Here is a 20,000-nt window from a genome sequence, read left to right as displayed (position 1 = left end):
AATCTGCCCTCAAAAAAGCAGGTAGTTTTACGCAGTTACCCCCTTTCAAAGCACAAATACCCTCTACTATTTGCCGCTTTTTATGTAGTATTTTTACATAACGCCACTTTTCGCATTTGGTTACCACATTCACTTATAACAAATGGATCGCCCTATGTTTCAACTCACCCGCAGTGTTACCTGGCAGGCGCTTGATCGCCTGCGCGACAAAACCGCCAACGACCGCATTCGTGACTACTTCACCAATGACCCGCAGCGCTTTGAGAAAATGAGCCTGCGGGTGGGCGGTCTGTTTCTGGACTACTCCAAGCATCATGTCTCCGATGAGGTGCTCGCCAAGCTGATAGAACTGGCTGACCACTCCGCGCTGGTTCAACGCCGCGCACAAATGTTCTCCGGCGACATTATCAACGTCACCGAAAACCGCCCGGTACTGCACACCGCTCTGCGCAATCTAAGCGATGAACCGGTTCATGTAGACGGCGAAGACGTGATGCCGGAAATCACCCGCACCCGTGAGCAGATCAAGGTGTTCTCGGAAGCGGTGCGCAGCGGCGAGTGGAAAGGCTACAACGGCCAGCGCATTAAGGACGTGGTCAATATCGGTATTGGCGGCTCGGATTTAGGCCCCAATATGGCGGTGCGCGCACTGCTCAAATACCGCCACCCGGAGCTGCATTTCCACTTCGTTTCCAACGTGGACGGCACCCATATTCAGAAAGTGCTTTCGCGCCTCGACCCGGCCACCACGCTATTTATCGTTTCTACCAAGACCTTTTCGACCCAGGAGACGCTGCTCAACGCCAAAACAGCCCGGCGCTGGTTCCTGGAGAACGCTGGCGAAGACGCCGACGTGGGCGCGCACTTTATCGCCGCTTCCACTAACCGCAAGGCAGCGATGGAGTTCGGCATTCGCGAGGAGAACGTGTTCGAGTTCTGGGCCTGGGTGGGCGGACGCTACTCCATGTGGTCGTCTATCGGCCTCCCGATTGCGCTTTCCATCGGTTTTAAAGGCTTTATCGAACTGTTGGAAGGCGCTCACGAAATGGATAACCATTTCATTAATGCGCCCTTCTCCGAGAATATGCCGGTACTGATGGCGCTGATTGGCATTTGGTATATCAACTTTATCGGCGCCGAAACCCAAGCCATCGTGCCTTACGATCAGGCGCTCAACCAACTGCCCTCTTTCCTGCAACAGTTGGATATGGAGTCTAACGGTAAGTCGGTGGATATTTTCGGCCACCCGGTGAATTACAAAACCGGCCCGATCGTCTGGGGGCAAACCGGCTCCAACGGCCAACACGCCTTCTTCCAACTGCTGCACCAGGGCACCCGCTACGTTCCTATCGACTTTATCGCCTCGCTCAAGCCCGAGCCCGGCGTGGAAGACCACCACTTCGCCCTGCTGACCAATATGCTCGCCCAGGCCAACGCCTTTATGGAAGGCAGCCAGGGAGACAGCAAAGAGCTAAGCCAGCACGACCCCTACAGCTGCCCCGGCAACCGCCCTTCCAGCACATTACTACTCGACGAGCTAACGCCGAAAAACCTGGGTGCGCTGATCGCCCTCTACGAGCACAAGGTGTTCGTCCAAGGCGTCATCTGGAACATCAACTCCTTTGACCAGTGGGGCGTACAGCTGGGCAAGCGTATCGCCGGTGAAATCAGCGAGCGTATCGACACCAACGCCGCTGACTTCGATACCTCCACACAAGGCCTGCTGGAACTAGTGCGTGCCCACTTCCCCAATGGCGGTAGCGGCGAAAAGGAGAGCGCTACAGTTATTGCCAATAAGAAGCCATCACGGAAGAAGCGTTGACGGGTAGGTTAGTAAGTCGGTAGAAAGAAAGCCTTGGCTTTAAAAAGCTAAGGCTTTTTTGGCATTTGATATATGAATGGCGACCGTTCATTCTATGGTCAACACCTATATCAGTAGGCCTTGGCCTGTTACACGTCAATCTCCGTAATTACTTCGGTTTTAACAGAATTGGCTATAAAACATTGTTCGTGAGACTGATGATGTATTTCTTCTAGCTCCTCTCTCAAAGGTGTTCCACCACCTGAAAACGATACTTTTGGCCGCAGGATAACTTTGGTCATTGAAACCCTATCCGACGCGTCCTTTTCCATTGTGCCGACAGCATGATCAGTATAACTGTCAACAACGTATTTTTTCTTAGCTGCGATTGCCAAGAAGAAGAGCATATGACAACTCGATAAGGCGGCGACAAACGCCTCTTCGGGATCAACGTTTGCTTCAACAGAGTAAGGAAGGGGCACTACGTGGGGTGATGACGATGCGGGAACACTAACCCCTCCGTCAAACTCCCAAACATGGCCGCGGCTGTATTTGTTATCAACGTAACTTTCATCTACTTTGCGAGTCCATTTAACCGACGCATAATACTCGGACATATACTCTCTCCTTTGGATTAATAGTTATTACAGCTCAACATAAGCAGCATGAATTGGCTTCTCGAATACTGGATTAGGCCTCTCTACGCTTAGGTTCGCTGACATGTAAGAACTTGCTATATAGGTCGCGAGGTGGGGAAACTGAAATTGATTTCAGTATTTCACCCACATTGCCACGGTGATACCCACCGTGAGTGACGACATGAAGAAGAATTTCTTCTCGAGTCATTCTTCCTCTATCACCGTCAGTGAACCTGAATACCAAGGCTTCAAACTGAGTTGCCTCAGTAAGTTCGGCTAAGTAATTCATGTACCAAGCATCTGTTGCCTTTACGTCGCCGTGCAATTTGCTGAGCGATGGGGTGTCTTTCGTATTTGTTGCATCGAACGGGCAAGGCTCTCCACTAAGATGTGAACGAAAAATTCGATCCACGACATAGACATGATTGAGCGTACGAACACAGGTGTGCAACTGCTCGCCATGACTTGGCGGCAATGTTGCCAGAAGCTCGAACAGCTCGGAATTGGCCCACGCCTTATAAGCGAAGAGCGATTGGAGCGTAGAGTTGGACATAGCGTTTCCTTTGGATACTGAGGGCCTAACGAGATTTTAAAAATCCAGTTTTGAGCTAGCCACTGCTTGCTGATACAGAGCATGGAGCTTTGCCTGAAAATCCTTACAGCCTGGAGTCCTTACTGATCTGTGTTGTTTCACGCGAAGAAGTAACACAGAGGTCATTCAAAATGCCTAACAAGGTGACCGACCTCGTAGAGCATTCAATACATTAACACCCATAAAAACGAATCGTATCGTATTTATATACCGTAGTACTCAAATTTACTTAAATCAATATAATTTTTAAAAAATACCTAAACTAGTGTCTGTTGACGTTTCATCGCGAACCGCGTTGCTGCCTCAAAGAGTGCCAGACAAGGCGCAAAACGCAGGGAAGGGTGGTTCCCTTTTCAAGTTTTGCAACGCCGTATGGCACTCTTTGAGGCGCAACCCGAAGGGCTGGGCCCGTTTTTACCCGCGGCGGCGTTAGTCGTCGTTCATTTGGAATAACCAAACATCTCTCCTCCTGCCTTGCCGCGAATAAAAACGGGCTCCAGCGTGGCCGTGAGTGAAACGTCAACAGACCCTAATCTATGGTTATGAATTTACTTAAATTTTCAGATATTATGTATTCAATAAAGCAGGGAACTAGCCTAAAAACAGCTGCCAGAAACAAGTAGGATTTTTTGTGCAGTCGCAATCAAGGACGTATGCTGCTCGGTAACAGACCAATGTGCTACTCATGAATGTGCCGACTAATGATCACCTGGATATGGAGTGTCTATCAAAGCGTTCCATTTAGCCTTATAAAACCACCCACGTACACTGATGCCTATAAGCCACGACCACAAGTTCGCTTCATCGTTAGCGGAGCGCATCATTGATATTCAACCGGAGGGTATTATTGATTTCAGCGATAGCTACGACGACTACCTACACAGCCAGTGGGTGGTTTAAGCGGTTTAGGTTAGTAACAATGTTATTTTGAGGAGCAGCAACTTTGCGGTAACCATTTCCAGAGCTGGGAACTGCTCAGTTACCAGCTCTGGTTTTCCTAACTCCTGAACGTCCGCAGTTTTCTCTTAGGCCTGGATCGTCAGGTAAGGGCTCAGAACCTCTTCCACAAGTTTGGCAACAAAAGATTCATCTATATCGCTGAATGATACAGTCAAATGGTAGTAAACGGCACCGAATATGAGATCCAAGGTGAGTTCTGGATCGATTTCTGGCCGTAGTTCACCTCGTGCGATAGCCCCTTCAATAGCCTCACGGCCCATACGGCGTCTGGGCATGATCCAGCGCTCCACGAAAGCCTCACGCAGGTCGAAGTCAGCCTGTGCAGCACCCAGCAACTCCCTGAGTAACTGCCCGCGCGGCCCTTTTAACGCTACCATCAATGCCCTGACGCTGTGGCAAAAGTTTTCTACGATGGGTAGTCGAACGTCATAAGCGATAGTTGGCCCCACCTCCTCGAAGAACGCGTCCATAACAATTGCCGCAGCATTCTGCCAGCGTCGATATATCGTCGACTTGGCCACTCCTGACACAGAGGAAATACGCTCGACGGTGGCATGATGAACACCGCCTTCGAATGCCAACTCTAGTGCGGCGCGCATAACTTTGGGAGCAGCCGAAGTACTCCGTGGCCGACCTGGCCGTACGGAAGAAACAGAAGACATGGATGACACCCTTGCCGGAACTTACGTCAGTAGGATTCGGATTTAATAAATATACGTATCGAACCGTATCATAAATAATTTTAGAAAAGTAAACATACCATGCCACGCATGGCAGTAGCCATTACTCGCCTTAACTTGATGAGCAAATTTAATCGAACCCAAGAGGCAACTTACAATGCAGTGCCACGAGAGTGCCTTGGCAAAATCACCCAATAATTTTATACAGACATCACCTTAGGGCCTATTGACGCTTCAATCATAGCCGCCATGAAACATCAACAGGATCTAACCAGTGGACAAATCAAGCGTGAAATTTTTGATAATGGTCAGCTGTAAGCAGCTACGTAAGAAGGTGTTCATGGGCCGCATATCGTTGCTAGTGTAAAAATCCATCATCAGGGTGTTGAACTCCTGCTGGCGCTTGGCAGGCACATTAATAATCGGGAACCCGTAGGCCAGCAAAATGCCGTTCATCATAAAGCGGCCGGTACGCTTGTTAACGTCCCAAAAGAATTGTGCCCTAGCCATCTGTAGAAAAGCAGTGATGGCTTGGTCGTAACTATCCTCTTCGCTCTCTACCCGCCGTTGAACCTCTTGCCATCTAGCATCAAGCTCGTCAGGCGCGGGCGGCTCATAGTCAGAACCTGCGATCGTTACATAACCAGAACGAAATTTACCCCACTCCAAGGCCTCTTCCTTGCCTGCGATGGCATGGACGTCTAGGGCGGTTTGCTTATCAAAGCGAAATTCGCCTTTATCGACTAGCGCGAATATATGCTCCCAAGCTTTTGCCTGGCTGATCGCCATATTCTGATCGCTGACCTTATGACCGCCAACGGTTATACCATCCAGGATGGTCTGAACCTCCGGTAGCGTCATGGCGACCCCTTCCAGATTCACCGCGTCGTACACCAAAGCAGGCACATCTCGCACCGCCAGTTGCCTAGCCAAGCGAACATTAGGCTTCATGTTCCACTGTTTATCATGTGCTGTTGCCATGGGGCCACGTCTCGTGTTCTGCAAATGGGATAAGTATAGCGCTACAGAATGATTAGATATTGTTAGAAAGAAAACTATCACTAGCCTGGACTAATGCTTCACTCTTGCGTTCAGCAACTCCGCAGCAATTGCTTTGGCTTTTACAGCGGCCTTTAGATCCCCCATAACATGGGCCTGCACGGTCGCTCCTTCTTTTAAGGTTGCTATAGCTTCCGACAATGTGGTCACCGTTTTTTCGTCCGAGAGTAACTGTGAAACATGTCGGGTTATCAGGCCAAGCATCGCTCTTTTGTGGCTAGCACACTGTTGGTGAATGGGATGGTTTAAATCGCCGAACTCAGCACTTACATTGATAAAATAACAACCATGGAAAGCATGTATCAGCTTTTCCCTCTCATTGAACCAATCATCAAGCGCATCGAACAAAGCATAAAGCGCGCTCAGGCCATCGGGTGCGCTCTGGATTCGCCCTTCGATCCAAGCGAAAAACTGTCGATCACGATAGTCCACCGTCGCAGCCACCAAGGCTTCTTTGCTGGAAAAGTGGCTGTAGAGCGTTTTCTTTGCCACTCCGGCTTCAGCGATGACGCGATTGATGCCAATGGCATGCACCCCATAACGATAAAATAGCTCAAAGGCGACTGAGACTAACTGCTCTCTCCTCTCCACGCTGAAACCTCGTGTTGATGTTGTGAATGCATATTGACGGATGGAGACCAATCTGTCTACCATGACCGAAGTAGACAGATCGGTCTCCACTTCACTATCGTTTAACACGAGGTTGCCTCTATGAAGATTGCGCAGATTTTTCCAGTTCGACAAAAGACAGCACTGTTAGCCGGTATCGGTGCTACCGGGTGCATAACGGCGCTTAGCTTTCTCAGCTCACACAGCAATGCTTTATGGTTAATGGCGCCATTCGGTGCCACCATGGTGATACTATTTGGATTACCCGCCAGCCCATTAGCACAGCCACGAAATATTGTGGCGGGTCACTTAATAACAGCAGCTTTAGGCCTTATGGTGGCGCATTTTTTGGGTGTGCACGAATGGACGCTAGGTCTGGCGGTCGGATTATCGATAGTGACGATGATGCTGTCCAATACCATCCATCCGCCTGCTGGTGCTAATCCCTTACTGATTATGCTAGCAGGTGAGAACTGGCACTTTTTAGTAACACCAGTGGCGTCTGGGGCCATACTGATGGTGGGTTTTGGCTACGTGTATCATCGATTTATTTCAGGGCAACCTTACCCCCAGCGATGGTTATAGTCGGATAGATTTAATTGCATTGGATGTCTATTGCATTCAATCCATAGAAGAAGATTAACGGCTAAACCTGTACAAAGCGCATGCCTTTCGTCCAAGGCATAGTGAGGCTTCCCTCAGTGACCAGGTCTGCCAAATAGCCAGTGCAGACTCAACATCGCTTGGGATAAACGTTCTGATCACTGAATATCCCAATACATAATATGTTGAGGCCCTGCAGCCCCGCCCAGGTATTGCTCACCTGTTTCATGGAAGCCCGCCTTTTGGTAACAGGTGTACGCTGCGGGGTTCTTGGTATTCACCGTCAGGTAGATTCGAGGGTAATTCGCATAGTTCTCTTTTAGGTAGGGAAACAACGCTTTTACTGCCAGCGTACCAAGACCTTTGCCCTGCTGCTTGGCGTCAATAATAAATGCGCGTAAGCCTATGCTGCCTTCCGTACAAAAGTCATAACCATCAGCATAGGCTATATCGATTTTGAAGCATCCTACCATCTGGTCATTGTGTTTAATCACATGCAGGTGCGTAGCCTCATTGCTATCAGCGAGAAACTCCTTAGCGGTGCCCACAAATTTCAGTTGATCATCGCGCACCGCGATGTTGCGTACCACGGCAATATCCGCTGCATTAAGTTTTTCTAGCTTGATCATTTAGCACTCGTTAATCTGTTTACACTCCGGACGCTTGCCAGCAGTGCCGCTAAAGCGTAGCAAACTAAACCGTCAATAGAGATAAGGCTGCACCACTGCAATGGATATTTACCGTCGGCTATGAATCAACACCTGCGTACTTAATCTTCTTATATAGTTTACCCATAGAGTTAGCTCCTACTATCAATCCTACGCTGATCACGATAACGGACAGCGAGCCATAGGCAATAATACCACCCCAGGCCCACTGACTAATCGTTGTGCCTAGGTGTTGAACAAATAGATAGACGCCTATCAGAAAGCTACCTGCTCTCACTAAGCCTGTCTCACTAATATTTACGCTTGGCTCTACGACAGAGCCAGCATGGATTTTATTAGCCAACGCTCGCGCGAAAAACCAGAGTACAACGCCCGCAGCCATGGGTATTAGCACCCCAGCTATCAACATAGGCAGCCATTCGTTTATTGACTCTTCCGAGCCCGAGCTAAACAGAACCGGTGACACTGACAGAAGAGGATTAAGTGCGAGGTAAATTGCCAATACACGTATTAGCAGGATGGAGAAAGGTCTCATTTAATTTCCTGGATTTATAGCTGTGTTTCAGAACGCCCGCTGATATTTTCTTTAGCTAATTCGATGACCGCATGCCCCAATTGAACCAAGGTGGCGAAATTGGGTGTGGTTTGTGGCTTTAAAGAACGATAGGCGCTGGTACGGCTTTTGATACCTGCTTTGGCAATGACCTGGCTATGCCCAAACTGCTCCACGTAGGAACGAATAACAGCCTGTAAAATGTCAGGACGCCCTTCCTGCATAGAGTCCCAAGAGGCTTGCTTAATAACGTCTTCCATTTCCTGCACGTTGAAGTTAGTAGCTGCTGTTCTCTGCACGCCCTTTGTCACTGCACGCAAAGTGGCCGCAGAAAGCTCGTTACCACGCCAGTTGAGCGACCCATCCGCGGTTAGTGAGAACTTTTGGAAGTCTTTAATCTCTGAAAAGGGTGCCTTGCTAAAATAGCCTGATAGATCAGCAACACCATGAAAACCATCGCTAAAAACCAGCTCAAGCTTGTATGGCCCAATCAAATCCACATCAATGATTTTTAACATAAGTCACCTAACTTGCCTGGGTTTTCACCATTTACCGCTTTCTGCCACATATGCGTTGTTTTGGCACCATTTTTACGCCTCATCCGGAATCAGCGCCAGCAGGTCGGTGACGCCTATATCCAAACCAGCTTGCGAGAGCAGCGTAGAAACCTGCCCGCGGTGATGGGTCTGGTGATTGAAGAAGTGATAGATAAGGCTTGAATAGCGCCGTGTGGAAACGATTCCTTTGCTATTGTGGTAGCTCAACGTGGTGCTCAAGTCTTCGTCTGTCAACGCTTCTATCCAGTTGATAATCACGCTATCCAGCCACTGACGGTGCACTTTTAGGCCATCCAAGTCATCAAACATAATTTGATCAAGGCGCTCGGGCATAGGCAACGCCACCATTACCGCAAGTGTGGCGGTAGAAGAAGGATGGGTTGCAAACCGCTTAAGCCACATGGTGTCCGCTACTACAATGTGATTCAAGGTGCCATAAATAGAGCCAAAAAAGGCGCCTCTATCCTCGATAAGCTCAGCTGTGCCCAGCTTGCTAGCCGTATCGTATACCTGTGCGTTCATCCGCTCGTTATACGTGGCCATTAGTTTGAAGTGTTGTTGAAGTTGCATAAGTTTTAAGACCTTTCCTAGTCAGATGCAGCATCCCTGTAGAAAGCTTGTCATAAGGGTGCAGCAATACTATCGCCCACCGGCAACATCCATAAATGCCCCCGTAACGTACGAAGCTTCATCCGAAAGCAACCAAGCAATGGTATTGGCCACTTCCTCAGCGGTACCGCCGCGCTGCATAGGAATTTGTGGTGCTAAACGATCTACCCGCCCAGGTTCACCACCATCGGCATGCATATCAGTGTAGATAAAACCGGGACGAACCGCGTTAACACGAATCCCCGCAGCGGCAACTTCACGAGACAACCCTTTAGTCAGGGTATCCATAGCGCCTTTTGATGCCGCGTAATCCACATACTCAAAGGGCGAGCCTGTTTGGGAGGCAAGCGAGGAGACATTAACGATGGCACCGCCTGCTTGGAAGCGTCTAACGGCTTCTCTCGAACATAGAAAACAGCTAACCACGTTGCTATTGAGTACTTGGCTGAAGCGCTCAAGGTCGATATCAACCAATTTAGATTGAGTAAACAGAATGCCTGCATTATTGACCAGATGGGTAACATTTCCATAGCGCGCTTCTGCTGCATCAAATAGCCGGATCACGTCAATTTCACTACTGACATCCGCTTGATGGGCAAACGCTCGGCCCCCTTCCCGGGTAATGGAATCAACCACATCATCCGCCCGCTCGCGGTTAGAAAGATAATTGACACACACCGCATAGCCTTTAGTCGCCAGCAGTTTTGCAGTCGCAGCTCCTATACCTCGGCTTCCTCCCGTCACGATAACCACTTTCGACATGATGCCTCCTCGCTGGCGCTGTGTTCACAAACCCACTTATCAGATTAACCCCGTCATAGTGACTTGGGTAGTTTCACCAAAGCCAGCTGTCGTATTCATTCTTTTGCGGACTATTGCTTTCTTACCTTTTCACAACTACTGTATATAAAATCACTAAAAGGAGGTGAACAAATGGCATCTCTTAACTCACCTTTTCAGCCAGCCACCTACAAAGGGCGCGGCGCGACGTACGACCCGCACAACCGTTTTTCGCCTACCCGTAGCGTGGCAGAAGACGACGGCTGGTGGCGGGAAGAAGCGTCAACGACCATCGCCACCGAAGTGCGCGAGGAGGCGAGCAAAAGCGCGCTCTCCTGGAATAAATCGCCGGATTTACCCTTTGATCGCTCGCTGAACCCCTACCGCGGCTGTGAGCACGGCTGCGTTTATTGCTACGCCCGCCCCTCCCACGCCTACTGGGATTTATCGCCAGGGCTGGATTTTGAAACCAAATTGATTGCCCGCAGCGGATTAGTGGAGCGGCTAACCGAAGAGCTTTGTCATCCCAACTATGTGTGCCGTCCGATCAATCTTTCCGGCAACACTGACTGCTACCAACCGCTTGAAGCCAAACACCAAACCACTCGGCGGTTGCTTGAGCTGCTGTTGGAGTGTCGCCATCCGGTAACGCTGGTGACTAAAAGCACCCTGGTGCTGCGCGATTTAGAGCTACTGGCGGAGATGGCCGAACACCGACTAGTGCGGGTGTTTGTCAGTTTGACCAGCCTGGATGCCAATTTAAAACGTACACTAGAGCCACGGGCGGCGTCTCCTCAGGCGCGCTTGCGGGCGATTCGTGAACTGAATACAGCAGGCATTCCGGTGGGCACGCTGATTTCGCCGGTTATTCCGGGGCTGACGGATCATGAAATCGAAAACCTTTTGGAAGCCGCTAGCCGAGCAGGGGCACGCACCGCCGCGTGGATGTTGCTGCGTTTACCCTATGAAGTAGCGCCGCTATTTGAAGCGTGGTTAGAAGCCCACTACCCGGAACGCGCCGCTAAAGTGATGAGTTTAATGCGCCAATGCCGGGGCGGTAAGGCGTACGATGCCAAATTTGGTAAGCGCTTTCGCGGGGAAGGGGTATTTGCAGATTTAATCGCCCAACGCTTTGCCCGTGCCAGCCGCCAGTGGAACATGCAGGATCGCACCGAGCAGGGGTTGAACACCCGAGATTTTCGCCCGCCACGAGCGCAGCAGGATTTATTCATTTAAGCTAAGCGGCACATGCATCAATTAGCTGCAAAGGAAGCCGAATGCCCGTGCTTAGCAAAACCAAATCGAGTTTTTACCGCCGCTTATATGTCGCCCATTTAATCGAACAAGGTATCGCCAGCGTGCCTGCATTAATTGAGGCCACCGGCATGCCCCGGCGCACCGCCCAGGATACGATCACCTCCCTGGCCGAGCTGGATATCGAGTGTGTCTTTAGCAAAGATGACGGCGAGCGCCACAACATTGGCCGCTACCAAATACGTGACTGGGGCGCGATAGATCCAAGCTGGGTGGCGACGAATGCAGAACGGCTTAAACAGACGCTTGGCTATTCGCTTTAATGCAACTTACCTTAATCCTCTTCATCCGGTTCAGCCCACGCTAGTCTCGCAGCATTAAGGGTCACTGTTAACGAGCTAGCCGCCATGGCAAGCACTGCGACCAACGGCGGTATGGCCATCAGCACCACTAGCCCGAGTGCCAAGGTGTTATAGAGCGCCGAAAAAAACAGGTTTTGCACCATGATGCGTCGGGTGCGTTTGGCAATGCCGAGCAGCTTCACTACCCCACCAATTCCGGGTGCCATAAGCTGGGCAGAAGCCCCTTCACGGGCGGCCTCACTGGCACTCAGTGGCGCGATTCCCACATCTGCCGCAGCCAGGCTTAAGGTATCGTTTAAGCCATCCCCCACGTAGAGCGTTGGCGATGGCAGCGCCTGTAGTAACCGCGCCTTGGCTTCCGGCGAGCGTTGGGCATAACAAGCTTCACGGGCAAGCCCCACCCGCTCGCCTAACCAACTCACCGCGCCCTGCCGGTCACCGCTGATCATTGCCACCATATACTCCGAAGCCAGCAGGCGCTTCACGCTAGGTTCAGCGTCGTCCACCGGTTGATCGGAGAGATAGAGCGTAGCTAACCAGCCCGCCTCATCGGCTACCATCACTTGAGAAGCAAAAGCCAGCGCTGCGTCTTCTGCTTGGTCAGGCAGAACGATGCGCTGGCGAGCCATCCAGCTAGCGCTGCCCACCGACAGCCATTCGCTGCTACTTAACCTCGCCCGGCGCCCTTCTCCAGGCACTTCATTGACCTCTTCGCACGGTTCCGATTGTTGATCACCGTGGCTACTTGCCCAACGTGCTAGCGCTTGTGCCAAGGGATGTTCACTACCCGCAACAGCGGCACTAAGCTTGCGTTGTAGGGCTTGCTGCTCAACTCCCTCCCGCGCCTGCCAGTGAAGCACTGCATGGCTACCGGTGGTTAGGGTGCCGGTTTTATCCAGTGCGACCGAGCGAATACGTGCCAGGGTTTCAAGCGCTGCGGGGTCGCGCAGCGCAATCCCTTGCTGCATAGCCTGACCGCTCCCAGCTAGACTTGCCAGCGGCACGGCAAGCCCCACGGCGCAGGGGCATGCCACGACTAATACGGAAAGCGCGCGCACAAAGGCATCTTCCCAGCCCAGCCCCAATAACAGTGCAGCGGGCAGCGTCAGTAACGCGAGCACCAGCGCTAGCGGGCTTAGCCAGGCGGCAAAGCGGTCAGCGAGCTTCTGCAATTCGCCTTTTTTGGCCTGATAGCGACGCATCTCATCACACAGCCGATCCAGTCGCCGCTGGCCTACCCCAGCGCTGACATGCATAACGATGGGCGTGGTACCCAGATAGCGGCAGCCCGCGTATAACTTCTGCCCTGCTTGAAAATGTCGCGGCAAGCTTTCCCCAGTCAGTGAGGCGGTGTCGATCCAACCGGGTTCTTCGAGGGTGCCGTCAATCGCCACCAACTCGCCGGGCGCTAATTCAACGCGCATTCCAGCGGCCACTTCGGCGATAGGTAGCGAGACCCAACGCTGGTTTTGCCAAACTTTTATGTTTGTGTCTGGTAGCGTCAGGGCATCCAATGCTTTTAACCCCCGATGGCGACACAGCGTCTCGACCAACCGCCCAACGAGTAAAAGCACAATCAGCATCACTGCCGTGTCGAAGTAGACCTCTGCAGAGCCGCGCCATAGCAGCCATACCGAGACCATCACCGCACCGATAACACCCAGGCTAACCAGCACATCCATACCCGGGCGCTTGGCCAGCAGCGTTCGCCACCCGGCCCGATAGAAAGGTACACCGGCAAACAGCACAACGGGCAGAGAAAACGCTCCTGAAACCCAAGCCACTATCCGCTCAATCTGCTCGCTTGGCAGAGCACCGGCGTAGATCAGCACAGAAGCGAGCATCGTCCACATGCCAAACAGTGAGCCAACCATCAGTCTAAGCGTTAAGTAGCGGCTCTCTGATTCTAAACGCGCATGGGCGTCCCCTACCGGTTCAAGCTCTGTCAGCCGATAGCCCAGGCGCTTAACCTTTGCGGCAAGCGTTGAGAGCTGGGTAGCGGCAGGCGTGCCGCTAATGCAAAGCGTTGCGCTTGGGTAGTGCACGCTAACCTCACGCACACCTTCAAGATGCTTAAGCGAGCCCTCCACGGCTAGGGCGCAGCTGGTGCACCACATACCGTGGAGGGTATAGAGTTTTTCCGCGTTGGCGTCCGTCATGCCACTTACAGACAAGGCGGAATGCCGATAATCGGCATTGCCGCAAATACAACGCCCAAGGTAGAGAAAAGATACAGCCCAGCGGACACCGTGGCATTAAAGCGCAGCCGCCCGGCGTGACGCTTCGCCATACGGCAACAGCCCACCGTTAGCAGCGCCAGTAACACAATCGCCGCAATACTGACGGCAAGCAGCATAGCGTTCACCAGGGTGAAGACGCCCTGCTCAGGAGCAGGCGGCGCGACTGCGCAGGCGACCGCATGTCCGCCATAAACCGTTACAAACCAGATACACCACAGCGTTAAGCCAATAACGAAATGCACTGGATGGGTAAGGTGTAGGCGCTGCATGGTAGGAGATTTCCACATCGAATTAGCTCCCTATCACGCGGGGCAACACGGCGAGCGCGCCCACGAGTATCCAGAAGGTCACTAGGTTATACCGCCACCACTGGGTAACCACGGCGGGCTCGAAAGGCGCATGGGCACCCACATAGCCATAGCCCACCCGCAGGCCCTGGAGCAGGGTAAGCACGGCGCCTAAACCGCCGTGTAGCAGCGCATAGGCCAGCCCGACCAAAATGATCGCATCATGGGAGGTCTCGGTAACTGCCAGGTCTGCACTCAGCAGCACCCAAAGCGTTATCGCTACCTGCACAAAGCCTAAGGCACTAATGCAATACATGCCCACTGCCAAGCCCGCATCCGTACCCTGGCGCAAACCGCGAACAAGTTTTTCGAGAAATCCCGCGCCAACGGTTAGCGCCACCCCGGCAACAACCAGACCCAGCAAAGAGAGCGGCGAAGAGTCGGGCATCCGCCACTCGGGCGATACCGTCCACAGGTAAAACCAACCAAACAGATACGAGAGAAAGAACGAGCCGTTGGCGATTAGCGTGATCGACATGGCCCATAGACCCGGCCCATCCATGGTACGCGAGTGCAGCGGCGGATCGCCGGGGGCAACCTCCGCATCCGGGGCAGCTTTCGGATGAGCGCCGTTCTCCCACGACCAGCGCAGCAGAAATAACCCCGCGATAATCACCGCAATGCCCGCCAACGGATAAAGACGCGTTAGCAGGCTAATACAGACGACCGCCAGGGCCATGGCGGCAAACAGCGGCCACCAGGAGTTACCCGGCAGGTGGATGATTTCGCGCACTTTGCCGGTTATCGGATCGCTGCCCCACATTTCACGGCGGCCGTGAGTCGCCACCGCCAAGCCATGTTGCCCTTCTGCCATAGTGCGGGGCAGTTCGGGATTATCCCAGAGCGGATGGCGTGTCTCGACGTTTGGCAGGCTGACAAAGTTAAAGGCGCTGGGCGGCATGCGGTTAGCCCACTCAAGGGTGTCCGCATTCCAGGGGTTATGCTTGGCAGGTTTGCCGAAACGGAAGTGCAGCGCAAAATCGAGCAGCACCATGGCAATGCCCGCGGACATGATAAAGCTACTCATGGACGAGAGCAGGTTGAAAATATCCCAGCCCATGCCCGTCTCATAGGAGTAAACCCGCCGCGGCATACCCAGCAGGCCAGTCCAGTGCATGATCAGGAAGGTGCCGTTAAAGCCCAGGAAGGTCAACCAAAAGCCCCATTTACCCAGGGTTTCAGACGGCATACGCCCGGAAAACAGCGGCAGCCAGTAGTAGAGCCCGGCAATTAGCGGGAAGAACATTCCACCCACCAACACATAGTGCATATGCGCTACGACAAAGTGGGTATCGTGCACCTGCCAGTTAAACGGCACTAGCGCCAGCATTACCCCGGTTAGGCCGCCACACACAAAGATAATCAGGAAGCCCATAATCCATAGCATGGGCAGCTTCATCTTGGGCTTACCCAGCCATAGCGTGGCCAGCCACACAAACACCTGAATCGCTGTGGGCACCGCCACCAACATACTGGCGGCGGAGAAGAACGCCTGAGCCAGCTGGGGGATGCCCACGGTAAACATGTGGTGAACCCAGAGCCCAAAACTGATAAAGCCTGTTACGGTAATGGCAAACACCACCCAGCCGTAGCCAACAATCGGACGGCCAGCAAACACCGGTATCAGCGTGGATACTATGCCCGCTGCAGGCAGAAAGATGATGTAAACCTCGGGGTGGCCAAACAACCAGAACAGGTGCTGCCAAAGAATAGGGTCACCGCCACCGGCCACTTCGAAGAAGGGCATTCCCACCGCGCGCTCAAGCTCCAGCAGAATACTGCCCAGAATCAGCGGCGGAAAACCGACCACGATCATCAGCGCCATGGCGAGGATATACCAGGCAAACAGCGGCATTTTGTGCAGCGCCATGCCCTGAGTACGGGTACGCAGAATTGAGACCACCAGCTCGACCCCGGCAGAGAGCGCAGAGATCTCAACAAAGGTAATCCCTAGCAGCCAAAAATCAGAACCCAACCCTGGTGAGTACTCGCTGCTGCTAAGCGGGGTATACATAAACCAGCCGCTGTCCGGCGCCATCTCTAACACCAAACTAAACGACAGGATGATGCCGCCAAACAGATAGCACCAGTACCCCAGCGATGTCAGCCGGGGGCAGACTAGATCCCGGGCACCGATCATCTTGGGGATCATATAAATCGCCAATCCTTCCAGCATGGGGATGGCGAACAGGAACATCATCACCGTGCCGTGCATGGTGGTGACCTGGTTATAGATATCCGGCGACATAAAGTCTTGATCAGGCAGCGCCAGCTGGGTGCGCACCAGCATGGCCAACAGGCCGCCGACCAAGAAGAATACCATCCCGGTGACCATAAATCGCAGGCCAAGAGTGGTGTGATTGACAATGGTGAGGGCCTTCAAGCCACGCGGATTGCCCCAGATCTCGTGCAAATCACTATGCAGTTGATGAGGGCCTTTAATGTTATCGCCTTCGGGGGTCGCTTCACGGTTGATAGTGGTCATGGGGTGAGCGTCTCCAGCCAAGCACCCAAGCTCTCCAAGGTGGCCGTCTCGATATCATTGTGGGGCGGCATTTTGTTGCCCGGCTTTAAGTCTTGATGGTGCTGAAGCCAGCGGGTTACCGCCCCCTTCTCCATAGCCATAATGCCCGCCCCGAGGCTGGTACGGCTGCCAAGATCAGAAAGATCTGGCCCCTCCCTACCAGAGGAGAGTCCTGCTACCCGGTGGCAGCTCGCGCAATGGGTCATAAAGGCCTCCCTGGCCGATTCATGCTGTTGGTCGTTTTCCGCTAGCGCTGCCAGTTGATCCGTTTGGCGGGCGGCCAGCCAAGCTTCGTAATCGTCGCGCTCGACGGCTTCTACATAGAGCTGCATTTGGGCATGCTGGGCACCGCAGAACTCGGCGCACTGGGCGCCAAATACCGCCGGCTCATCCGCCTCCAAGCGGATCTTATTCACCCGCCCGGGAACCATATCGATCTTTCCACCCAAGCGCGGCACCCAGAAAGCGTGGATCACATCAGCACCGCTAACATGAAAATCAACCGGTTCTCCCGCCGGCATAATGAGTTGATTAGAGGTCACCACCTCGCCCCCTTCCGCCCCTGGGTAGCGAACTTCCCACCACCACTGATGGCCGATAACTTCGATGACCTCCGGTGGTTCTGCTAACGGCAGCGGCAATAAGCGCTGCCCAGTGGGTACCCCGAAGGCCAATAGCGCGGTAATGCTCGCCACCGGCAGCACAATGCCGCCGCCTATAATCCAGCGGCGAGCTATTTTTCGCTCATCAGCAGGCGTTCGCGTTACTTCTTTGCGCTTGAAGGTATACAGCCAGAAAACGGTGACCAGCACGAGTACCACGGTGCCAAACCCCAGCATTACCCACCAGATCATCACTACATCTCGCGCGGCCTGGCCGGCTGGGTCTAGAATAGACTTATCCCCCGCGCAACCAGCTAACAATAGGCTGGCGAACAGCGCTAGCGGCGTACCAAGCGATTTGACCCACTGCCAGGTTAAGCGTTGAATACATAGCCTCATCCCTTGAATTCCTTTTTCTGCCCACAGGAAGTGACCATGGAAAAAATTCGCCAACGATCGATTGTTAGCCGTGCAGCTATAGCCGGCCATCCGCTGCATCCAGTGATGATCCACTTTCCCGTCGCAGCGCTGATGGCGCTGGTAGCAAGCGATGTCGGTTTCCTGCTGAGCGGCGACCCTTTCTGGATGCGCGCCAGTTTGTGGTTGGCCGGGGTAGGCGCTTTTGGTGGATGGGTTGCCAGTACGGCAGGCATTATAGACTTGGTAACCGTGCCCCGCATTCGCCGTCTGGTTACCGGCTGGAGCCACGCCATCGTCGCTGTCGTAATGCTCTCGTTGGCATCGCTGAATTGGCTGCTGCGCTTTAATGACCCCAGTGCAATTCTTCCCTGGGGCTTGGCGGTATCGCTGTTGACGGCAGCCTTGATCGCTGTGGCGGGACTGCTGGGTGGTCAACTGGTCTATGAACACGCAGTCGGAGTCGATGTCGACGATTGAAGTATATTTCTTAACCATCATCGGCATCAGCTCCAATCCATTGGTTTAGCTAACACGAACAGCAGGACGCTTAATATCCCCGCCAACGCCACGCATAGTGCTGCCCAGTTGGCGGTTTTCACCCAGTGATAATGGCCCATTTCCATACGTAGAATTAAAAAACCAAAACAGCCATGAGCCGCCACCATCGCCACGACTGCGCCAAGCTTTAAAATCAGCCAACCACCCAGCAAGCCATGGATAAGAAACAGCAGCGTGCCTGAGGCGATCGCTATTAAGGCAGCCGGGGTAGCGATTGAATTATAAAAAAACCGCGGCATGGGCGGCGTGCCCTGTGCAAAGCCCGAGTCTTTGCGCAGCTGTAGCGCCTGACTGAGCAAGGCGGGCAGATAAAGCAGGGAACCGCACCAGATCACTAGCGCGGCAATGTGAAGCAGTTTTAGCCAGGGCATTGGGGCTTCCTTGCATTGCATAAGGCAGGATCAGATCACCCCCTAACCTTAGTCAAAACACCCTCATCTGGCTAGCCGGTTAACTCACTTGTATCTCGTAACCCGTGAATTTGCGTAGATTTATCACACCGTTATCAAGGATTAAATACTGCCCCTTAACACCTTGCAGCACGCCTTCCACCAGCGGCTGCTTATCAAAATTGTGCGATACGACTTTTTTAGGGAAAACGCTGACAGGGTAGTGAAAATGCTGCGGTGCCGCTTCCAGCGTGCGAATCGAATCGCTGCCTTGGGTCTCACGCAGTTGGCTCAACCCATCGGCTAACAGGCTGAGCAAACGGTCACGCTCGGCGGTTAAGTCCATGGATTCGACCTCGCCCTTGAGCATCGCCCGCCAGTTGGTGCGGTCTGCCACCTGCTCTTTGAACAGCATTTCGACAAACCCGGACTGCTGACGCGTATCCACTTCAAGAATCGGTAGCGCCTGAATAGCGCCTTGATCCAACCAACGGGTAGGCATTTGGGTTTTGCGGGTAATGCCCACTTTTAGCCCCGACGAGTTAGCCAAATAGACAATATGGGGTTGGAAGCAGTGCCGCTCGCCCCACTCCGGCTCACGGCAAGTACCTTGGAAATAGTGGCAGGTTTCCGGCTTCATGATGCAGGTATCGCATTGGGCTAGCCGCTTGAAGCAGGGGTAGCAGTGGCCCTGGGCAAAGCTCTTCTTGGTTGCTCGCCCGCAGTGGGTACAGGCAATCGCTCCCGTCCAGCGCAGGCTGAGCGGCTCACCTATACGCTCATTAAGGGCGATACGGTGCTCACCCGCACGCAAGTGGTAAATCACCGGTTGATCTTGGCAGTTGGGCAAAGTCGCCGCCATTTTGCTTAAACAACCCTGTACTGAAAAGCCCGGTACTGCTGCTTCAATCACGCGTGGCGTCCCGTGCCAAGCCCGCCATCTCAGGTGTCACCCCGGCACCACTAGCCGCCGCCCCGCAGGTACGCTGCTCTAGGTAGCCTACACGGTTCTCTTCCGGCACCTTGTTCTCCACCTCAAAACGCATGACGGCTTCCAGGCAGAGCTCAGTCTGCTCCGGCGTTAAGCGTCGACCATCAGGCCATTTGCGCAGCGAAACGGCCTGTTTAAGGCTCTCATAAATCGCTGGGGTCATCTGGTTGATCATTTTTTCGAACGTCATTTCGCTCATTGCAG

The 20,000-nt window shown here is 53.1% G+C and carries 22 protein-coding genes; 6 read left to right on the top strand and 16 right to left on the bottom strand.

Annotated elements, in window-relative coordinates:
• The first annotated feature begins 154 nt into the window (after window positions 1-154).
• On the top strand, window positions 155-1,822 hold the full coding sequence (gene pgi / locus QT231_RS10030; protein WP_308336758.1) for a glucose-6-phosphate isomerase: 1,668 nt from the start codon (window positions 155-157) through the stop codon (window positions 1,820-1,822).
• 128 nt (window positions 1,823-1,950) lie between these two features.
• Here pgi and QT231_RS10025 read toward each other — a convergent pair whose 3' ends face one another.
• Entirely contained in the window at window positions 1,951-2,418 is a 468-nt protein-coding gene (locus QT231_RS10025; RefSeq protein WP_308336757.1) for an OsmC family protein, read from the bottom strand.
• Between the two features lie 73 nt (window positions 2,419-2,491).
• Entirely contained in the window at window positions 2,492-2,992 is a 501-nt protein-coding gene (locus tag QT231_RS10020) for a DinB family protein (protein ID WP_308336756.1), read from the bottom strand.
• Window positions 2,993-3,802: 810 nt separating this feature from the next.
• Here QT231_RS10020 and QT231_RS10015 point away from each other — a divergent pair.
• Window positions 3,803-3,931 carry a hypothetical protein gene (locus QT231_RS10015; RefSeq protein WP_308336755.1) on the top strand — a complete coding sequence of 43 codons (129 nt, stop codon included), beginning with the start codon at window positions 3,803-3,805 and terminating at the stop codon, window positions 3,929-3,931.
• 125 nt (window positions 3,932-4,056) lie between these two features.
• On the opposite strand, the gene QT231_RS10010 is transcribed toward QT231_RS10015, so the two are convergent.
• The 3 genes from QT231_RS10010 to QT231_RS10000 all read right to left on the bottom strand — a co-directional run bounded on the left by QT231_RS10010 (window position 4,057) and on the right by QT231_RS10000 (window position 6,411).
• The gene (locus QT231_RS10010; RefSeq protein WP_308336754.1) at window positions 4,057-4,653 is read right to left on the bottom strand and encodes a TetR/AcrR family transcriptional regulator; all 597 of its coding nucleotides are present in this window, start codon (window positions 4,651-4,653) and stop codon (window positions 4,057-4,059) included.
• Window positions 4,654-4,938: 285 nt separating this feature from the next.
• Window positions 4,939-5,652 (bottom strand): Fic family protein, encoded by a 714-nt coding sequence (locus tag QT231_RS10005; RefSeq protein ID WP_308336753.1) that lies wholly within the window; start codon window positions 5,650-5,652, stop codon window positions 4,939-4,941.
• A 90-nt stretch (window positions 5,653-5,742) separates the two neighbouring features.
• Window positions 5,743-6,411: a TetR/AcrR family transcriptional regulator gene (locus QT231_RS10000; RefSeq protein WP_308336752.1), complete on the bottom strand. Its 669-nt coding sequence runs from the start codon at window positions 6,409-6,411 to the stop codon at window positions 5,743-5,745.
• Window positions 6,412-6,441: 30 nt separating this feature from the next.
• Here QT231_RS10000 and QT231_RS09995 point away from each other — a divergent pair, with 30 nt between their 5' ends.
• On the top strand, window positions 6,442-6,924 hold the full coding sequence (locus QT231_RS09995) for an HPP family protein (protein ID WP_308336751.1): 483 nt from the start codon (window positions 6,442-6,444) through the stop codon (window positions 6,922-6,924).
• A gap of 176 nt (window positions 6,925-7,100) precedes the next feature.
• On the opposite strand, the gene QT231_RS09990 is transcribed toward QT231_RS09995, so the two are convergent.
• The 4 genes from QT231_RS09990 to QT231_RS09975 all read right to left on the bottom strand — a co-directional run bounded on the left by QT231_RS09990 (window position 7,101) and on the right by QT231_RS09975 (window position 10,091).
• Window positions 7,101-7,571 carry a GNAT family protein gene (locus QT231_RS09990; RefSeq protein WP_308336750.1) on the bottom strand — a complete coding sequence of 157 codons (471 nt, stop codon included), beginning with the start codon at window positions 7,569-7,571 and terminating at the stop codon, window positions 7,101-7,103.
• A 588-nt stretch (window positions 7,572-8,159) separates the two neighbouring features.
• Window positions 8,160-8,681: a DUF2442 domain-containing protein gene (locus tag QT231_RS09985; RefSeq protein WP_308336749.1), complete on the bottom strand. Its 522-nt coding sequence runs from the start codon at window positions 8,679-8,681 to the stop codon at window positions 8,160-8,162.
• 72 nt (window positions 8,682-8,753) lie between these two features.
• A complete protein-coding gene (locus tag QT231_RS09980; RefSeq protein WP_308336748.1) occupies window positions 8,754-9,290 on the bottom strand; it encodes a DinB family protein in 537 nt (178 codons plus the stop codon).
• Between the two features lie 69 nt (window positions 9,291-9,359).
• Window positions 9,360-10,091: a glucose 1-dehydrogenase gene (locus QT231_RS09975; protein WP_308336747.1), complete on the bottom strand. Its 732-nt coding sequence runs from the start codon at window positions 10,089-10,091 to the stop codon at window positions 9,360-9,362.
• Between the two features lie 171 nt (window positions 10,092-10,262).
• On the opposite strand from QT231_RS09975, the gene QT231_RS09970 reads away from it, so the two are divergent.
• Window positions 10,263-11,345 (top strand): PA0069 family radical SAM protein, encoded by a 1,083-nt coding sequence (locus QT231_RS09970; protein ID WP_308336746.1) that lies wholly within the window; start codon window positions 10,263-10,265, stop codon window positions 11,343-11,345.
• Window positions 11,346-11,386: 41 nt separating this feature from the next.
• Complete coding sequence (locus QT231_RS09965) at window positions 11,387-11,686, top strand: winged helix-turn-helix domain-containing protein (protein WP_308336745.1); 300 nt, start codon at window positions 11,387-11,389, stop codon at window positions 11,684-11,686.
• An 11-nt stretch (window positions 11,687-11,697) separates the two neighbouring features.
• Here the strand turns inward: QT231_RS09965 and QT231_RS09960 are convergent, their stop codons facing one another.
• Genes QT231_RS09960 through coxB form a run of 4 tightly spaced genes read right to left on the bottom strand, consistent with a single transcriptional unit; the run spans window position 11,698 to window position 17,837 of the window.
• Window positions 11,698-13,884, bottom strand: coding sequence for a cation-translocating P-type ATPase (locus QT231_RS09960; RefSeq protein WP_308336744.1), 2,187 nt, complete (start codon window positions 13,882-13,884; stop codon window positions 11,698-11,700).
• Between the two features lie 5 nt (window positions 13,885-13,889).
• Window positions 13,890-14,252, bottom strand: a complete 363-nt coding sequence (locus QT231_RS09955) for a hypothetical protein (RefSeq protein WP_308336743.1) — start codon at window positions 14,250-14,252, stop codon at window positions 13,890-13,892.
• Between the two features lie 4 nt (window positions 14,253-14,256).
• Window positions 14,257-16,797, bottom strand: coding sequence for a cytochrome c oxidase subunit I (gene ctaD, locus QT231_RS09950; RefSeq protein ID WP_308336742.1), 2,541 nt, complete (start codon window positions 16,795-16,797; stop codon window positions 14,257-14,259).
• Window positions 16,794-17,837 (bottom strand): cytochrome c oxidase subunit II, encoded by a 1,044-nt coding sequence (coxB, locus tag QT231_RS09945; protein ID WP_308336741.1) that lies wholly within the window; start codon window positions 17,835-17,837, stop codon window positions 16,794-16,796. Before coxB ends, ctaD begins: the two co-directional genes overlap by 4 nt.
• 36 nt (window positions 17,838-17,873) lie before the next feature.
• On the opposite strand from coxB, the gene QT231_RS09940 reads away from it, so the two are divergent.
• Window positions 17,874-18,335, top strand: coding sequence for a DUF2231 domain-containing protein (locus QT231_RS09940; RefSeq protein WP_308336740.1), 462 nt, complete (start codon window positions 17,874-17,876; stop codon window positions 18,333-18,335).
• Between the two features lie 26 nt (window positions 18,336-18,361).
• Here the strand turns inward: QT231_RS09940 and QT231_RS09935 are convergent, their stop codons facing one another.
• The 3 genes from QT231_RS09935 to QT231_RS09925 all read right to left on the bottom strand — a co-directional run bounded on the left by QT231_RS09935 (window position 18,362) and on the right by QT231_RS09925 (window position 19,995).
• Window positions 18,362-18,787, bottom strand: a complete 426-nt coding sequence (locus QT231_RS09935) for a CopD family protein (RefSeq protein ID WP_308336739.1) — start codon at window positions 18,785-18,787, stop codon at window positions 18,362-18,364.
• 79 nt (window positions 18,788-18,866) lie between these two features.
• The gene (locus QT231_RS09930) at window positions 18,867-19,667 is read right to left on the bottom strand and encodes a DUF2797 domain-containing protein (RefSeq protein ID WP_308336851.1); all 801 of its coding nucleotides are present in this window, start codon (window positions 19,665-19,667) and stop codon (window positions 18,867-18,869) included.
• A gap of 43 nt (window positions 19,668-19,710) precedes the next feature.
• Entirely contained in the window at window positions 19,711-19,995 is a 285-nt protein-coding gene (locus QT231_RS09925; protein WP_308336738.1) for a DUF1315 family protein, read from the bottom strand.
• Window positions 19,996-20,000: the final 5 nt, after the last annotated feature.

The organism is Halomonas sp. SpR1 (assembly GCF_031010175.1).
Taxonomy (GTDB): Bacteria; Pseudomonadota; Gammaproteobacteria; order Pseudomonadales; family Halomonadaceae; genus Vreelandella.
Note: the sequence above shows the minus strand (reverse complement) of the source record. Positions and strands in the feature narration are given on the sequence as shown.

Bases quoted from the DNA above. Each gene is read 5' to 3' on its own strand.
- QT231_RS09995 (WP_308336751.1), top strand. From the start codon at position 6,442: ATGAAGATTGCGCAGATTTTTCCAGTTCGACAAAAGACAGCACTGTTA.
- QT231_RS09930 (WP_308336851.1), bottom strand. From the start codon at position 19,667: ATGGCGGCGACTTTGCCCAACTGCCAAGATCAACCGGTGATTTACCAC.
- QT231_RS09925 (WP_308336738.1), bottom strand. From the start codon at position 19,995: ATGAGCGAAATGACGTTCGAAAAAATGATCAACCAGATGACCCCAGCG.
- QT231_RS09970 (WP_308336746.1), top strand. From the start codon at position 10,263: ATGGCATCTCTTAACTCACCTTTTCAGCCAGCCACCTACAAAGGGCGC.
- QT231_RS09955 (WP_308336743.1), bottom strand. From the start codon at position 14,252: ATGTGGAAATCTCCTACCATGCAGCGCCTACACCTTACCCATCCAGTG.
- QT231_RS09935 (WP_308336739.1), bottom strand. From the start codon at position 18,787: ATGCCCTGGCTAAAACTGCTTCACATTGCCGCGCTAGTGATCTGGTGC.
- ctaD (WP_308336742.1), bottom strand. From the start codon at position 16,797: ATGACCACTATCAACCGTGAAGCGACCCCCGAAGGCGATAACATTAAA.
- coxB (WP_308336741.1), bottom strand. From the start codon at position 17,837: ATGAGGCTATGTATTCAACGCTTAACCTGGCAGTGGGTCAAATCGCTT.
- QT231_RS09960 (WP_308336744.1), bottom strand. From the start codon at position 13,884: ATGACGGACGCCAACGCGGAAAAACTCTATACCCTCCACGGTATGTGG.
- QT231_RS09975 (WP_308336747.1), bottom strand. From the start codon at position 10,091: ATGTCGAAAGTGGTTATCGTGACGGGAGGAAGCCGAGGTATAGGAGCT.
- QT231_RS09990 (WP_308336750.1), bottom strand. From the start codon at position 7,571: ATGATCAAGCTAGAAAAACTTAATGCAGCGGATATTGCCGTGGTACGC.
- QT231_RS09940 (WP_308336740.1), top strand. From the start codon at position 17,874: ATGGAAAAAATTCGCCAACGATCGATTGTTAGCCGTGCAGCTATAGCC.
- QT231_RS10005 (WP_308336753.1), bottom strand. From the start codon at position 5,652: ATGGCAACAGCACATGATAAACAGTGGAACATGAAGCCTAATGTTCGC.
- QT231_RS10010 (WP_308336754.1), bottom strand. From the start codon at position 4,653: ATGTCTTCTGTTTCTTCCGTACGGCCAGGTCGGCCACGGAGTACTTCG.
- QT231_RS09985 (WP_308336749.1), bottom strand. From the start codon at position 8,681: ATGTTAAAAATCATTGATGTGGATTTGATTGGGCCATACAAGCTTGAG.
- QT231_RS09980 (WP_308336748.1), bottom strand. From the start codon at position 9,290: ATGCAACTTCAACAACACTTCAAACTAATGGCCACGTATAACGAGCGG.
- QT231_RS10015 (WP_308336755.1), top strand. From the start codon at position 3,803: ATGCCTATAAGCCACGACCACAAGTTCGCTTCATCGTTAGCGGAGCGC.
- QT231_RS10020 (WP_308336756.1), bottom strand. From the start codon at position 2,992: ATGTCCAACTCTACGCTCCAATCGCTCTTCGCTTATAAGGCGTGGGCC.
- QT231_RS09965 (WP_308336745.1), top strand. From the start codon at position 11,387: ATGCCCGTGCTTAGCAAAACCAAATCGAGTTTTTACCGCCGCTTATAT.
- QT231_RS10025 (WP_308336757.1), bottom strand. From the start codon at position 2,418: ATGTCCGAGTATTATGCGTCGGTTAAATGGACTCGCAAAGTAGATGAA.
- pgi (WP_308336758.1), top strand. From the start codon at position 155: ATGTTTCAACTCACCCGCAGTGTTACCTGGCAGGCGCTTGATCGCCTG.